The organism is Rhizobium beringeri (assembly GCF_004306515.1).
In the GTDB taxonomy this organism is placed as follows: Bacteria; Pseudomonadota; Alphaproteobacteria; order Rhizobiales; family Rhizobiaceae; genus Rhizobium; species Rhizobium beringeri.
Map to the genome: position 1 here is coordinate 1646921 of NZ_SILG01000001.1, position 14686 is coordinate 1661606.

The 14686-nt window shown below is 58.2% G+C and carries 14 protein-coding genes and 5 tRNA genes; 9 read left to right on the plus strand and 10 right to left on the minus strand.

What is annotated here, in order from left to right; translation table 11 throughout:
- The first annotated feature begins 202 nt into the window (after positions 1-202).
- On the plus strand, positions 203-1312 hold the full coding sequence (locus ELH03_RS08425) for a DegT/DnrJ/EryC1/StrS family aminotransferase (RefSeq protein ID WP_128405290.1): 1110 nt from the start codon (positions 203-205) through the stop codon (positions 1310-1312).
- A gap of 549 nt (positions 1313-1861) precedes the next feature.
- Here the strand turns inward: ELH03_RS08425 and ELH03_RS08430 are convergent.
- The 5 genes from ELH03_RS08430 to gloA form a co-directional block, all read right to left on the minus strand.
- Positions 1862-1936: transfer RNA gene (locus tag ELH03_RS08430), tRNA-Glu, on the minus strand.
- Between the two features lie 177 nt (positions 1937-2113).
- Positions 2114-2188, minus strand: a tRNA-Glu gene (locus tag ELH03_RS08435).
- Positions 2189-2264: 76 nt separating this feature from the next.
- Positions 2265-2339: transfer RNA gene (locus tag ELH03_RS08440), tRNA-Glu, on the minus strand.
- Positions 2340-2536: 197 nt separating this feature from the next.
- Positions 2537-3604: a YcbK family protein gene (locus ELH03_RS08445; RefSeq protein WP_130766225.1), complete on the minus strand. Its 1068-nt coding sequence runs from the start codon at positions 3602-3604 to the stop codon at positions 2537-2539.
- A 165-nt stretch (positions 3605-3769) separates the two neighbouring features.
- Positions 3770-4210: a lactoylglutathione lyase gene (gene gloA / locus ELH03_RS08450; RefSeq protein WP_018073425.1), complete on the minus strand. Its 441-nt coding sequence runs from the start codon at positions 4208-4210 to the stop codon at positions 3770-3772.
- A 195-nt stretch (positions 4211-4405) separates the two neighbouring features.
- Here gloA and ELH03_RS08455 point away from each other — a divergent pair, with 195 nt between their 5' ends.
- Positions 4406-4984, plus strand: a complete 579-nt coding sequence (locus tag ELH03_RS08455; RefSeq protein WP_128410457.1) for a cold-shock protein — start codon at positions 4406-4408, stop codon at positions 4982-4984.
- Between the two features lies 1 nt (position 4985).
- A complete protein-coding gene (locus ELH03_RS08460; RefSeq protein ID WP_130658856.1) occupies positions 4986-5474 on the plus strand; it encodes a DUF192 domain-containing protein in 489 nt (162 codons plus the stop codon).
- Between the two features lie 60 nt (positions 5475-5534).
- On the opposite strand, the gene ELH03_RS08465 is transcribed toward ELH03_RS08460, so the two are convergent.
- Positions 5535-5611, minus strand: a tRNA-Pro gene (locus tag ELH03_RS08465).
- Between the two features lie 670 nt (positions 5612-6281).
- Here ELH03_RS08465 and ELH03_RS08470 point away from each other — a divergent pair.
- The 3 genes from ELH03_RS08470 (at position 6282) to ELH03_RS08480 (ending at position 7465) form a co-directional block, all read left to right on the plus strand.
- Entirely contained in the window at positions 6282-6587 is a 306-nt protein-coding gene (locus ELH03_RS08470) for an ETC complex I subunit (RefSeq protein WP_128405293.1), read from the plus strand.
- A gap of 57 nt (positions 6588-6644) precedes the next feature.
- A tRNA-Arg gene (locus ELH03_RS08475) sits at positions 6645-6721 on the plus strand.
- Between the two features lie 168 nt (positions 6722-6889).
- Positions 6890-7465, plus strand: a complete 576-nt coding sequence (locus tag ELH03_RS08480; protein WP_128405294.1) for a DEAD/DEAH box helicase family protein — start codon at positions 6890-6892, stop codon at positions 7463-7465.
- Positions 7466-7693: 228 nt separating this feature from the next.
- Here ELH03_RS08480 and ELH03_RS08485 read toward each other — a convergent pair whose 3' ends face one another.
- A complete protein-coding gene (locus ELH03_RS08485; RefSeq protein ID WP_128405295.1) occupies positions 7694-9766 on the minus strand; it encodes a choice-of-anchor Q domain-containing protein in 2073 nt (690 codons plus the stop codon).
- Between the two features lie 602 nt (positions 9767-10368).
- On the opposite strand from ELH03_RS08485, the gene ELH03_RS08490 reads away from it, so the two are divergent.
- On the plus strand, positions 10369-11208 hold the full coding sequence (locus ELH03_RS08490) for an isocitrate lyase/PEP mutase family protein (protein ID WP_128405296.1): 840 nt from the start codon (positions 10369-10371) through the stop codon (positions 11206-11208).
- A gap of 320 nt (positions 11209-11528) precedes the next feature.
- Here ELH03_RS08490 and ELH03_RS08495 read toward each other — a convergent pair whose 3' ends face one another.
- Positions 11529-11819 carry a DUF982 domain-containing protein gene (locus tag ELH03_RS08495; RefSeq protein WP_018241867.1) on the minus strand — a complete coding sequence of 97 codons (291 nt, stop codon included), beginning with the start codon at positions 11817-11819 and terminating at the stop codon, positions 11529-11531.
- A gap of 400 nt (positions 11820-12219) precedes the next feature.
- On the opposite strand from ELH03_RS08495, the gene ELH03_RS08505 reads away from it, so the two are divergent.
- Positions 12220-12399, plus strand: coding sequence for a hypothetical protein (locus ELH03_RS08505; RefSeq protein ID WP_003559012.1), 180 nt, complete (start codon positions 12220-12222; stop codon positions 12397-12399).
- Between the two features lie 139 nt (positions 12400-12538).
- On the opposite strand, the gene ELH03_RS08510 is transcribed toward ELH03_RS08505, so the two are convergent.
- Positions 12539-12850 carry a hypothetical protein gene (locus ELH03_RS08510; protein WP_128410533.1) on the minus strand — a complete coding sequence of 104 codons (312 nt, stop codon included), beginning with the start codon at positions 12848-12850 and terminating at the stop codon, positions 12539-12541.
- A 162-nt stretch (positions 12851-13012) separates the two neighbouring features.
- Positions 13013-13456: a DUF3597 domain-containing protein gene (locus tag ELH03_RS08515; RefSeq protein ID WP_128405297.1), complete on the minus strand. Its 444-nt coding sequence runs from the start codon at positions 13454-13456 to the stop codon at positions 13013-13015.
- Positions 13457-13960: 504 nt separating this feature from the next.
- Between ELH03_RS08515 and ELH03_RS08520 the strand changes: the two genes are divergently transcribed.
- Positions 13961-14566: a hypothetical protein gene (locus ELH03_RS08520; protein ID WP_130766226.1), complete on the plus strand. Its 606-nt coding sequence runs from the start codon at positions 13961-13963 to the stop codon at positions 14564-14566.
- Positions 14567-14686 lie beyond the last annotated feature (120 nt).

The following is a 14686-nucleotide window of genomic DNA, read 5'->3' on the forward strand; positions in this document are numbered from 1 at the left end:
AACTTCGCTAGAACAGGATGATTTTAGGCCCGATCGGCCTGAAATCTGAATCCTGTTCTAAATCATATAATTAGAGCATGATGTCGCCCGAAAACCGCTCACACTTTTCGGCATCATGTTCTGGTCAGCCTGGGAACAGGTTAAGCCGTGATGTTCGTACCAGGCCCATTGCGCGATAATGCCCAACCTCCTGGACGGCGTCATGAAAAACGAAAAGATCTATGTAACGAAGCCCAGCCTGCCGCCGCTCGAAGAATTCATTCCGTCGCTGGAAGCGATCTGGAACAATCGCGTCCTGACCAATGGCGGGCCATTCCACCAGCAGCTGGAGCAGGAGCTCTGCAACCATCTCGGCGTGAAGCACATCAGCCTCTTTTCCAACGCCACGGTCGCGCTGCTGACGGCGCTTCAGGCGCTCCGCGTCACGGGCGAAGTCATCACCACGCCTTATTCCTTCGTGGCCACTTCGCATTCGCTTCTCTGGAACGGCTTAAAGCCCGTCTTCGTCGACATCGATCCGGTGACGCTCAATGTCGATCCAGCGAAGATTGAGGCGGCGATCACGCAGCAGACGACGGCGATCATGCCGGTGCATTGCTACGGCCACCCTTGCGACGTCGATGCTATCCAGAAGATCGCCGATCTCTACAATCTGAAGGTCATCTATGACGCCGCCCATTCCTTCGGCGTGGAAGACGAGCGGGGAAGCATTCTCAATCACGGCGACCTTTCCATCCTGAGCTTCCATGCGACGAAGGTTTTCAACACATTCGAAGGCGGGGCCATCATCTGCCCTGATGTCAAGACAAAGACCCGCATCGACCAGCTGAAGAACTTCGGTTACGTCGACGAAGTGACCGTGGTGGCGCCAGGCACGAACGGCAAGATGAGTGAGTTCAACGCTGCGCTCGGCCTGTTGCAGCTGAAATACATCAAGCTCGCGCTCGAAAGGCGTGGGTTGATCGACAGTGCATATCGTGAGCGGCTCCGCGGCGTGGCCGGCATAGAATGCCTGAACCGTTCCGGCGAGACCGTCTCCAACTTCTCTTATTTCCCGATCCTCGTACGCCCTGACTATCCCATTTCACGCGATGGGCTCTATGAACGGCTGAAGGAAAACAGCATTCATCCGCGCCGCTATTTCTATCCGCTGATTTCAAGCTTCTCGATGTACCGCAGCCTGCCTTCCTCGCAGCCCTCGAACCTGCCGGTCGCAACCGAGGCCGCACAACAGGTGCTCTGCCTTCCCATCTATCCGGACATGGAGATGGAGATCGTCGACAAGGTCTGCGCGCTGATCGAGTCGGCTTAAAAACACGGTATTCCGACAGTCATCTCGCACCGCAGATCGAAAGTATCTGCGGTGCGAGATCGTGCGCCAATAGACCGGCTAGAGCATGATGCCGAAAAGTGTAAGCGGTTTTCGGGCGACATCATGCGCTAATTATATGATTTAGAACAGATTCAGATTTTAGGTCGACCAGGCCTAAAATCATCCTGTTCTAGCCGCCTCACTTGTCAGCAAAGACTTGAAGCGCGAGCTCTGCCTTCCAGATAAGAAATCGCGAGCCGGCGCATTGCATGGCTGCTCATACGAAAGCGACGTGACCATCGATCACGCCGCTTTCTTCATCTCATAGACGCCAGATTAAAGTGCCAGTTGCGGAAGTCGGATGAGAAGCATCTCTCCAGCCTCTGCCGGCCAGAGCGGTGATCGGCGCTCCGAACGACCGAAGCACACCACTTACCATGGTCACAGAGCGCGGAAGTTACGCGAGGCCTGCGCAGAAGGAGAGGCACAAGCGGGCAAATAAGGCCGCTGATCTGGCCCGAATAGATGGATAAATTTCTGGAAGAAAAGTGGCACGCCCTAGGGGAGTCGAACCCCTCTTCCCAGAATGAAAATCTGGTGTCCTAACCGATAGACGAAGGGCGCTTCCTTCGTGGTGGCGCCCTTATAGTCAGCACCTTCGAAAGCCGCAAGCGCCAAGGCGCGAAAAAATCATCGTTTTCGCCGATTTATTTCGGCTGTGGAAAAACCTGGTATCATGAGGCAACGGTGCCGGGAAAGATAAGCCAGCGGACTGGTTTAGGCGCCATTACCCAAGCCCGATGGTACGCCCTAGGGGAGTCGAACCCCTCTTTACAGAATGAGAATCTGTCGTCCTAACCGATAGACGAAGGGCGCGCAGCCAGCCTCGTTAAAATAGGAGCGCGCGCCGGCTTCTGCAAGCGGATGTGATGGCTTCTATGTGGAGAAAAAGTGGCACGCCCTAGGGGAGTCGAACCCCTCTTCCCAGAATGAAAATCTGGTGTCCTAACCGATAGACGAAGGGCGCTTCCTTCGTGGTGGCGCCCTTATAGTCAGGCGTTTTGAATCCCGCAAGCGGCAATTGCGGTTTCTTTCAAAAAAATGACAGGAAATCCGAGTGCGCTCGAGAAGCCGATTATTGATGCTGAATCAATAGGCTGCCGGTGGTTTCTTTATCGAGACGAGGCGGTGCTGCCGTAACGTAATGCGAAAATCGCGCGGTGGTCAGATCGCTCTTGCGGTCGTTATCGGCGCGCGTTTGCCGCCGCAGCCCCAGTTCCAGTCGCGGGTTTTGCCGGTATCGAGGTGGACCGAATCCGTGTGGCAGTATGTGCCAACGCCGCCGCGGTCCGGCAACGAGCGGATATAGGCGGCGATATCCCATTTCGTCACGCCGTCGATCTGGATGTCGGCGGCCTCGCAGCTCTTGTGCATCGATTCGTCAGCGCCGCCGACGAGGCGGTTGTGCTCTTCGTCGCGATAGCCGGAGGTGACGATAACAGGTCGGCCGAAATGGCTTTCGACCGTCTTGATCACTTTTAGCAGGTCAGGCTTGAAGCAGCCGACCTCGACCTTGTCGTTCTGGAGATCCAGCCCGTTCGGCGCGATACGCGTCATGCCGGGCAGGGCCGCCTTGTGCAGCAGGCCGGAAAGACTGCCGAGCAGGTTCTGCTTCGGCGCGCTGTAGAGCGCATTCATCGTCGAGGCCGGAATGCTGCCCGTCGTCAGCGACGCCGTTTGCACGGGCGCAAGCTGCGTGCTGCTATTCTGCGAGGATTGCTGCGGCAGCACCGGTTCTGCCGGCTGTGTGGGCACGGGTGGCTGGCTGTAGACGCTGCTTCGCGCCGGTGCTGCACCTTCCACCGGCGCATAGGCCTGCGGCTGAATGACGGTGGACGTGCTGTTGTTCTGCGGTGCCGGTTGGTGATCGGAAAAGATGCTCACCGCCTGCGCGTTGATCCGGGTCGACTGCAGGACCAGCCCGCCGATATTGGCAGGCGCCGCCGTTGCCGAACCGGCGGGCGGGGCGGCGGCATTCGGATCTTGTGCCACGACCTGAGGCGCGCCTTGGGCGCCGGAGACGTTGACGAGCCGGGGATCTGTATAGACCGAACGTGGGGCAGGGCTTGCAGGTCCTGCCGTGGCAAGCTGTGGTGCTGCGGCTTGCGCCGCCGGAACCACCGCTGTCGAATCGAGCGCCTTCTTGTCCGACGCGCAGCCGGACAGCGCCAGCACCGAGGTGGCGATTAGCAAAGCGCCCGTTACGGGCATCCGCATCTGCATGTTACGCAAGCGACGTCTCCAGTTGATGCGGAAAATCGGCGAAAAACGCTTCTCTTCCGCTTCGAGTCGCCAGGAGATTGCCTGCGGGGCCGGATCGCGGCAAGCGCCGAGGCGCCGGCCGGACCCGAAATCGAAAAAGCCGCAAGCCTCGCAAAAGCCTTGCGGCGAAAACCCTTACCAGGCGCCGGTATTGCCCATCGAGGCCCAGGGTTCGGCGGCCGGAAGCGGGCTGCCCTTTTGCAGGATTTCGATCGAGATGCCGTCGGGCGAGCGCACGAAGGCCATGTTGCCGTCGCGCGGCGGCCGGTTGATAGTGACGCCGTTGTCCATCAGATTCTGGCAGGTGGCGTAAATATCGTCGACCTCATAAGCGAGGTGGCCGAAATTGCGTCCTCCGCTATAATCTTCCGTGTCCCAGTTGTAGGTCAGTTCGAGGCAAGGAGCTTTTTCGCTGCGCGCACGGTCGAGATCGTCGCGAGCAGCCAGAAAAACCAGGGTGAAGCGGCCTTTCTCGTTTTCGTGGCGGCGAATCTCCTCCAGCCCGAACAGCGTGGTATAAAAGGCGAGCGAGGCGTCTAGGTCTTTGACGCGTACCATTGTGTGGAGATAACGCATTCTATCTACTCCTTTATTGGGGCTGGCTTTTTTCAGCGAGCCGAGGTCAGCTTCGGGCAAGTCATCTTTATAAAATGTGCAGCTGGGAATAACCGAAAACTAGGACTTGCGCTTATCCGTTACCAAGATGTTAATCTTGATTTGAAGAATCAGTTAACCGTAACAGTGTGACGCGTATTCGAGGGGCTGGCGACAATGGCTGATAGGATTTCATCGAACGAATACTCCGACCTCGACGAGCTATCGGGAGAGGCGGTCGATCTTGTTGAAATCACCGGCGTCGTCAAGTGGTTCGACGTCGCCAAGGGTTTCGGCTTCATCGTGCCCGACAACGGCTTGCAGGATGTTCTCCTGCACGTGACCTGCCTGCGTCGCGACGGTTACCAGACGATCCTCGAGGGAACGCGCATCGTCGCACTCATTCAGCGCCGCGAGCGTGGCTACCAGGCTTTCAAGATCCTCTCGATGGACCAGTCGACCGCGGTTCATCCCTCGCAGCTGCCGCCGGTGCGTACCCATGTGCAGGTCACCGCGACGAGCGGGCTCGAGCGTGCGCTGGTCAAGTGGTTCAACCGCACCAAGGGCTTCGGCTTCCTGACGCGCGGCGAGGGCACGGAAGATATCTTCGTGCACATGGAAACGCTCCGCCGTTTCGGCCTGACGGAACTGCGCCCCGGCCAAGTGGTCCTCGTCCGCTTCGGCGACGGCGAAAAGGGCCTGATGGCCGCTGAAATCCATCCCGACGCTCCGAGCCCGGCCAGCCGGTCGCACTGATATGCACGGCCTTGTCCTGTTTCATGCCATCAGAAGCGCCATCTTGGCGCTTTTTTTCATGGTCGCGCTGCCGGCTTTGGCCGAGGAGCAGATGCGGTTCGACAAGGAGCCGTTGCTCATCCAGACCGCTGCGGGCAAGGTGCTGCATTTCACCGTCGAGATTGCCTCGACCCCTGATCAGCGCGCCCACGGCCTGATGTTTCGCAAGGTTATGGCCGACGATGCCGGCATGATCTTCGATTTCGACGAGCCACGGCGCGTCACCATGTGGATGGAAAACACCATCCTGCCGCTCGATATGCTTTTTGCCGACGACACCGGCACGATTCGCCACATCAAGGAAAAGGCAGTGCCCTATTCGCGCGACATCATCGATTCGATGAGCGCGGTGAAATACGTCGTCGAACTCAATGCCGGCATCGTCGCCAAACTGGGAATCAAGCCTGGCGACAGGATCGTCAGCGCCACGACGACGAAGAAGGCGAAGTAACGCGCGCGACCGCGAGCAGCGGTGCGCCTGTCAAGGAATTCGAAATATCGGGATATTGAATGGTCGGAGTGGAGAGATTCGAACTCCCGACCCTCTGGTCCCAAACCAGATGCGCTACCAGACTGCGCTACACTCCGTGCCGTGAATGGCAGGGGAGATACACGGTTCACTTCGCCGTCGCAACCCATAAATCCAGCTGTAGCCGAAGATTTCTCGCCGGACCTGTGGATGCAAGACAGAAAAATCTTGATAGGTCGCCGGTCTGCTTGCCGGGCGCACGAGTCGGTCTGCCTGGCGCAATTGTACGTCAGGACAAGGCTGCTTCAACCGTGAGCGATCAGGCCGATATATTGGGCGTAGCTGATGGCAACGTAGAAGAACGCCGTGATGCTCGCCCCAATCACAATGGCATTGAATTCCGCCGAACGTTTGATCATGAATGCAAATCCACTGAAAGCCATTGAGCCGTAAACTAGTGCCGAGGGCTGGCAGCGGCAATCGGGTTGTGATCAAAACATGAGACAATCGGTAATATTGCGCAATCCGGGTGGAAATCCGAGGGTTTCAAGAGATGGCTGCCGCCATGTCCGTCGATATCCTTGTTTCCCAAACGCATCGGTTCGTTATGGAGTCGCCAGCCGCGTTGTATACCGCCTTTTTTCTTGAAAAAGCGGGGATTCGCGGCTAAGCAAAATTCATCTCTTTGCGTTATCTTCAACGATGATGCAAAAGGCCCGGCACGGGTCGGCAACGAGATTGAGACCATGAAAGGCGGGCGCTGCCCGCATAGTCGGAGACGCCGCAGTCATGTCTGCCAAGATCTATCGTCCAGCCAAGACCGCCATGCAGTCCGGCAAGGCCAAGACCCATCTCTGGGTGCTCGAATTCGATCAGGAGTCGCCGCGCAAGATCGATCCGATCATGGGCTACACATCCTCCGGCGACATGCGCCAGCAGGTGAAGCTCACCTTCGAAACGCAGGAACTCGCCGAAGCCTATGCGCAGCGCAACGGCATCGAATACCGGGTCATCGCGCCGAAGGACCCGACACGCCAGGTTGTCGCCTATCCCGACAATTTCCGCTATACCCGCACGCAGCCCTGGACGCATTGAGATTTCTCGTCCAGATATGCCGCATCCGGCCGCGCTTTCCGAACGCGGCCACCAGACGGCCCCTTAGCTCAGCTGGATAGAGCACCTGCCTTCTAAGCAGGTTGTCGCAGGTTCGATTCCTGCAGGGGTCGCCATTTTTCAAGTGTCCATCCATGCAGCATGCCGTTCGCCAAACAGGTAGAGCGGCTTCCGTAAAACGAAGTTGCTGGGCCGTGGACCGTCTATCCGATTGGAACACGCATTTACGGCCATGTCTTCGGGCGACATGATTATCAACGAAAACTATGTAGGTGTCGCGAAAGATGGGTGTCCGCATCGTGCTCATAGGCTTCCCGGGCGTTGGGAAGTTGACCATCGCGAAAGAGTTGAGCGCCATGGTTTCGGCAAAAATTGTCGACAACCACTGGGTCAACAACCCGATTCTGCGTCTGCTGGATGAGGATGGAACGGCCCCGCTTCCAAAGGGAATATGGGAGTTTACAGGTCGAGTTCGACAAACCGTCCTTGATGCAATCACCGCTTACGCGCCGTCCGCCAATTTCATTTTCACGCATGCCGGCTTGGAGGGTGATGAGCGGAGCCTTCGTACCTTTCAACAGGTCGCCGGTGCTGCCGAAGCCTGCGACGCCGTTTTGGTGCCGGTGCGATTGCTGTGTGATGAAGAGGAGCTGGCTCGCCGGGTTTCGAACCCCGAGCGACGCCAAAGGTTGAAATCCACGGATGTGGCAGCCTCGAGGGATCGCAGTCGGAGGGCGGGGGTTTTCGATCCACTCCACCCAAACACATTGGTGCTCGACGTCACTTCCGCATCACCGGGAAAAACGGCCATCGCGATCCGAGAGCATATTCTAAAGGTCCTTGGCGACCTGTCAGCCTGAAATTCGTCGGAGTTGATTCTATCCGCGCTACGATCGTCGATACGCCTGATGGCGGGAGGTGAGGCGTTCTGACGAGCTATCGGTTTACGCAAAGCCGGCCCGAAAGGCCGGCTGACGCCTGCCGAAAAATCGCAGCGCGCGGATGGGGCTCCCTCATCCGCGCGCCGAAGTAGCCGACTTTTGCGGCCAGCGTGTTGTGGCGATCGGACGACCGCCACAACGCTATCGTTACAGGAGAAAATCGCCTGCCCCCAGGTGGACGAGGCCCTTCAGCTGAACCTCGAAGTCATGGATGCCGTCGCCGTTCGTGTCGGCCTGGATAACGGTAACATCGCTCGCGGATCCGGCTTGGTCGTCATAGTGCCAAGCGAGCGCGCCAGCCTTGTGATCGAACAAGGCATTCTCCTGTGCCTGGAAATGGAAGGTACCATTGCCCGCCGCAGAGCCATTCGCATCGATCGCCGAGATGTCGATCTTATCGACGCCGTGCTGGAAGTCGGTGATGACGTCGCGGTTCAAGCCGGATCCGGTTTCCGTCGGTGCCTTCAAGATAAACGTATCCTCACCGATGCCACCGGTCATAATGTCCTTTCCGGCACCACCAATGAGGACATCATTGCCGGCGCCGCCGTCCAGCTTGTCCGCGCCAGCCCCGCCAGTGAGAACGTTGCCGCCGCCGTTGCCGCCGGTCAGTACGTCGTTGGAGCTTGAGCCGGTCAAGTTTTCGATGCCGGCGATCTTGTCGCCGGTCGCCTGACCGCCCGATGCGACCTTAGTCGCCAAGTTGACGTTGACCGCGTCGGAGCCCGCATAGCTGGCCGTGTCATTGCCAGTACCGCCGTCGAGCACGTCCGCGCCGGCCCCGCCCTTCAACACGTCACTACCGCCGAGACCCTTGAAGATTTCGTTGCCGCCGTTGGACTGGCCGGTGTGCGGCAGGATGTCGTTACCGTTGGTGCCGATGAATTCCTTTGTCGGCGCCGTTGGCGTTGTCGGTTGCGTCGGCGTGGTCGGCGTTGTCGGTTCCGTCGGGGTGGTTGGCGTTGTCGGATTCGTCGGCGTGGTTGGCGTTGTCGGTTCCGTCGGGGTGGTTGGCGTTCCCGGTGTCGCACTGGAGCCCGATTCGTAGGCACCCATATCGACAGTTCCAACGACGCGAGCGTGGCCGTCCAGATCGACCGAGCCGACGCCGTACTTGGCGGTTCCGCCGTCGATCGCTGCCGAGCCGGAGCCGAGGTGGAAGTTGTCGCTCGCTGCTCCCAGGAATTTCGGGTCGATGCCGAGCTTGTTGCCGTTCGCCGTGCTCGGCATAGCGTTGCCGCCGTCGGTCTTGACCGAGGCCTGGCCGGCCGTGCCGTTGTAGGTGTCGTTGTTGGCCCAGACGACGTTGGCGTTGGTATAGCCGCCGTACGACGTGTTATCGACCGCAGTGTTGTTCTTGTTCACCGACGGGTCGGCTACGGCGATGTTGTTGATCCAGGTGTTGTTGCTCGACTGCGCGTTGCTGAGTTCGCCGCGCCAGGTGCCGTCGTTCAGCAGGTCCTGATTGTTGTGGTATGCGGTGTTGTTTTTCACCGTGACGGAGTCGCTCCAGGTAACTTGGATGCCTTTGCTGCCGTTCTCATAGACGAGGTTGTTATCGACCAGGGTCTTAAACGTGTAGTTCGGATGACCGCTCGTCTGCGTGCTCTGGAAATCGTCGATGATGATGCCGTTGCCATCGGTGTGCGCACCCGACTTCGTGACGTTGTCGTGCGAGATGTTGTTCCGGATGATGTTGCGGAAGCTGCCATCGTCCGGCGCCCCGGTGATATTCCGGTTCTGGTAGAGAGAGATGCCTGAAAACCAGCCAGAACTCGCATTTTTGTAAGTCTCGTTCCCTTCGATCGTGATGAAGTCGGATCCGGCGAAGGCGATGCCGGACGCACCGTTGTCGTGGGAAACGTTATTGGCGATCCTCACATGGTGGACGCCATCACCAACAATGCCGTGCGAAGCGCTCCCGTAGACCTCGAAGCCCTCGACCGCCACATAGTTAGCAGTGATGTTAATACCATTTGCGCCGCCCGACGCTGAGTGGATCACCGCTCCACCCGGTACCTCCGACCGCAAGGTAATGTAGCCGGCGGCGGAACCATCCTTGTACATGTTCACCGACTCATTATAGACGCCGGCGCGCACCACAACCTCGTCGCCGGGCTTAAGGTCCGACGCCATCGCGTCGCTGATCGTGTGAAAAGGAGACGTGGCACTGCCGTTACCGCCGCCGCTGCTGCTCGAAGCTACGTAGTATGTCGTCATGGTCTTGTTCCTCAACCTTAGCGTTGTCTTTGCCGGTTAATATTTTTAGTTAATCAGGCGTTACGGCGGCAGGTTATAGGGCGACGTTTTGGAGGGTGCAACAGCAACGAGACAGTAAGTGCTTGAGAAACATAGCCATATTGCTGCCACATTATCCAAATCGATCTGAAGTTACGTTTTGAAATATTTGGTGAATTTCGAGTCGCCCAAATTGTGGCAAAATATATGTCTCGCTTACCGCGAATTATTCTTTCTGCAACTATAGCGAAACGCCTCTATTGAAAACATTAGAAAAACCTAGTGGGCGTGACTGGATTCCTCCCGTCAAAGACAGAATCGACATTTTTTTCTGAAATTAGCAATTTTGGGCAGCGTCGCCTTAAAGATGCCCGCAGGCAGCCCTGGACGCATGGAGATTTCTCGTCCATATGCCGCATCCGGTCGCGCCATGAGTCGCAGCCGCCGGACGGCCCGTGAGACTGACTGAAAGGCGCCCCAAGAGCCATCGTCGCTATTCTCTCCAAAGCAAGTTCGCGGAGCGTGTTCACATTTCGTTCTCGTGGTGTTAGTCTCACCTTCAGTGACGGGCGAGGGGAGGCCTTATGGATCAAAGGGGCAAGTTTGAGCGACTGAAGGCGCTTCACCAGGGCGATAGGGCTTTTGTCATCCCCAACCCATGGGACGCCGGTTCGGCTCGCCTTCTCGCGAGCCTTGGCTTCGAGGCGCTCGCGACGACCAGCGCGGGTTACGCCTTTTCCAAAGGCAAGTTGGATTCATTTGCGAGCCTTGGACGGGATGAGATCCTTGAGAACGCCGCCGAGATCGTTGGCGCTGCTGATCTTCCTGTCTCTGCCGATCTTGAAGATGGCTTCGGTGCGTCGCCAGAAACCTGCGCGGAAACCATCCGCTTGGCCTGTGAAACCGGACTTGTAGGCGGATCAATCGAAGACGCAACAGGCAATCCTGCTGCCCCGATCTACGAGCTGTCGCAAGCCGTCGAGCGCATCCATGCTGCAGCAGAGGTCGCACGCGGTCTGCCTTTCCTTCTAACAGCGCGGGCGGAGAATTATCTTTGGGAGAGACCCGATCTGGACGACACCATCGAACGGCTGCAAGCATTTTCGGCCGCTGGGGCAGATGTGCTTTACGCTCCCGGCTTGCCTGATATCGAGGCAATCAGAACCGTTTGTGGGGCCGTGGACAAGCCAGTCAACGTGGTCATGGGTTTGAAAGGGCGAAAGTACTCGGTTGCCGAACTGTCGAGCGTCGGAGTACGCCGCGTGAGTGTCGGCGGCTCTTTCGCGCGGGCCGCGCTGGGTGCGTTGATGCGTGCCGCTATGGAGGTCAAAACAGCCGGTACGTTTGGATATGCCGACGACGCGCTCTCCGCTGCATTCGCCAGCCAACTGATGTCCCAGGAGAAGCGCCAGGACAGGCTGTGAGTTGGGCAGAAACCAAAGTCGAGAAGCAAAGATTCCGTCAAGGGACCGCTGCGGCAGTTAGTCTGTCTGCAGCAGGCCGCCCCGGACGGAACGTCACGGTGACTTTCTTCGCGCGGATGAAACCATCCAGCCCGTAACAGGGCTGGCGGTCGCGGCTCGATCTGGGAGGGGCTCATAGAACCCGGTGCATCCCGCACCTCCCCAGTCCTTATACGAGGCGGGCTGCAGCTTTCCGCCATCCGTTCAAGCCCGTGTATTCGGCTTCGGCGATCAGCGTCGGCTGCGCGCCTATTGCGTCCTGCCGGATCCAGGCAGTGATCTCAGTGAACGACCGAGAGGTAGCGGATGCCGGCTTCATCAGCCGCTCTCATCAGCGCTTCCCGTGCGGCGTTTGGGGGCGTGGTGCCGCGAATGGCGTCGAGGCATGTCCTCACCGCCACGACATACTCCTCGCCATCATCCCCAGGCCATTCGGAAATGAGCATGGTGGCCGCGTCGCCGAGGGTCCGGACCACGCTGTATTTATCTTGGCCGCTCATGAGGATCCTCAGTGCGGGAAACTGATGCGATGTGTACCGATTCATGACATTTGGTCCTTGCATCATAAACATATTAGTAACTCTGCAAGAAGTGTTCCAACCGGAACTGCAGTATGATCATCCTCTGGCAAAAGCAGTCGGCAATGCCTCTCCCGCCAGAAGCCGGGAACTTGTTTTAAACACATTGCCGTCCTATTGATTCTTCTATCGAAATTGCTTGTCGAGCTTGGTTTGCGCCCTGGCGTCCCAGCTGATCTTTCCTTTCAAAATCGATTTCTGCGCCGTCCGGCAGCCGCCGGAGGGTGATTATCATGCCGGTTGAGGGGGAATCGTCATGAACGCAGGCAATTCTTTGATCGACGCAAGCCTCCGCCAAACACCCATCGTCGCTGCCTGATATGCCTTCGGTCTTTGACCGCGGATGTCAGTGGCGGCATTCCGGCTGGGTTTTCCAGCCATTGAGGAGAATTTCATGAGCAAGACCAATGCAGAGGCACTGTTGCGCAAAGCGCAGCGCCAGGTTGCCAATACCAGCGGCGGTGGCCATCTCGGCGGCACCAACTTCGGTCAGGGCAATGACGCAAAGACCTCGTCCGGAAGCGGCAATCGCCCGGCAGGCAAGGGTCGGCCACCAGCTGGCGGCAAACGCTGACGACAGCGCCGTGCGTCCTTTAAGGCGCGCAAAAGACGCTGTAGCGCTTTGAATGGCTGCATCGCGATTGAAGACAACCCCGCCAAAATGGCGGGTTTTTTGTTTGAAGGCATATGGCGGTGGAACTGCGCGGCTCTTCTCAGCGATCCAGGAAATGATCGAAGTAGATCTGGGGGATGGGGTAGGCGTAGACGCCTCTGTCGACGAAGCTGCGCCTATAGAGGCAATTTCTGAGAGCCGCATTGTAATACAGGCTTCGCGGGTCCGGCGAGCCTCGTCGCCACGAGCTTGCCTCCGGCACGCAGCGTTGCAGTGCCTTATCGTATCGAGCCAGGAGGGCCGGGTCGGTATCGACCCGAATGCCGCTATAGGATTGATAATTTGAAGGAGATTCTGCGGCCGAAATACAGGCAAGGCTAAGTGCAACACCAACGACTGCCATCAATCTCATCGGATTTAATTCTCCCTTGATCGATTATCGAAGTATCGAGCCGAACGTTATTGGTTCCAGTGCCTGCGGGCAAGCGGACGCCTCGTTCCGGCGTCCGCATCTGCCCGAGACGTTACCCGCATAGCTGCCGCCACAGACATGGCGGCAGCTATGCGTCATCGATCAATCCAGGAGATCGGCGGGTACTTTACCGCCATTTTCCGAAAGCCGCTTCATCAGCGCCTTGTGCAGCCACATATTCATTTTTGCGGAATCGTTGCTGTCGCCGGTATAGCCGAGTTCGGCGGCAAGTTCCTTGCGCTCGGTCAGGCTCGCATCCATCCCAACGGCTTTCATCAGGTCGACGATCGAGCGGCGCCAATCGAGCTTCTGGCCGCTCTTCTTCACTGCCGCGTCAAGGATCGGGACGATATCGACTGTGCCTGGAGCGGTGGCCGTGGCGGCCGGCTTGCTCTGCGGGGCAGGGGCCGCGGGCGTCGGACTGGGCGCTGCCGACGGTGAGGCAGGCGCTTGCGCCGGCTCTGTCTTTGGTGCGCCGGGGGCAACAGGTTCGGCTGCTTTCGCCTCTCCGAAAATTGCATGTTTGATCTTGTCGAAAATGCCCATTCTAAAACTCCAGTTCCATCAGATGAGAACAAGCTGAAACATGGACTTCCCGCTTGATATATCCAGACGGAAGGGGAGTTATTTTTAGTAATCTAAATCGGAGGTGGAAAAGTCAATTCGGGGGAAGGGTGTAGTCGATTTGCACGAAAACGCTGCAAATGGATCAATCACGGCCAATCTTATCGCGAACTGAGATTTGCTTGCTGGCTCTAAGTTTCCTGGCGCAATGGGGGAGGAAATACTCCGTCGGCTCTCCAGGCGCTGCGAGATATGTTTGCTTCTGGCACAGTCTGTCAGATAATTCGTATTTCAATAACCGTGAAACATCATCGCACGCCGCCGAACCGACTTGCCGCGCCGTGTTATGAAACATTCGTCATCCCTTCACGTTGCCTTGCCATGGACGTCCTGTAGTTGCAGGCGTCTGATCGATCGAAGGCACGCGCGTTCCTCGATTTTCGACTGCCGGGCAGATCGTTCGGCGGAATGGAAACGGAGGAAAACATGACCCATAACCACAATAGACTCTCCATTGCAGTGCTCGCATCCGCCTGCGCCCTCCTTGCCATGCCGGTAAGCGTTGCGCGCGCGCTCGATGTCGGCGTGTCGGTGAATGCCGGCGATGCTGTCAGCGCCGATGTCGGGGCTTCGACTGGCGGCGGGAGCGGCATCAGTGCCGATGCCGATGCTTCCGTGGGCGGCTCGAACGGCGTCAATGCCGATGCGACCGCCAATGCCGGCGGCGGCAACGGTGTCGACGCAGACGCTAACGGCCGGCTCGGCGGCGGGCGCGGCGTTGATGCCTATCTGAATGCGCGCACCGGCGGTTCCGACGGAATCGATACCAAGGCCACGGCCTCGGTCGGCAGCGGTAATGGCGTCGATGCCAATCTCGCCATCGGCGGGTTAGATGAAGCTGGTGGCAATGCCACGGCTACGCCCGGCACCACCCTCAGCGCGTCGCAGGCACGTACTCTGGAGGTCTTCCGCAGCAGGCCTGCCAATGACCAGCGCAAGATGCTCGTCCGTTGCGCCGACATCTCCGCCTCCGGCGGTGATTCCGGCCTTGCCGGTCTCTGCAGTTTGCTGCAGGCGACAGCTTCCCGCTGAACATACAAAACCCGCCGAGCCAGCGGCTCGGCGGGTCTTTTTCAAAGGATGCTTCGATCTAAAGCATGTCGCGCAAAACTGTGTAGCGGTTTTGCGACAACGACATGCGTAACAACAAAG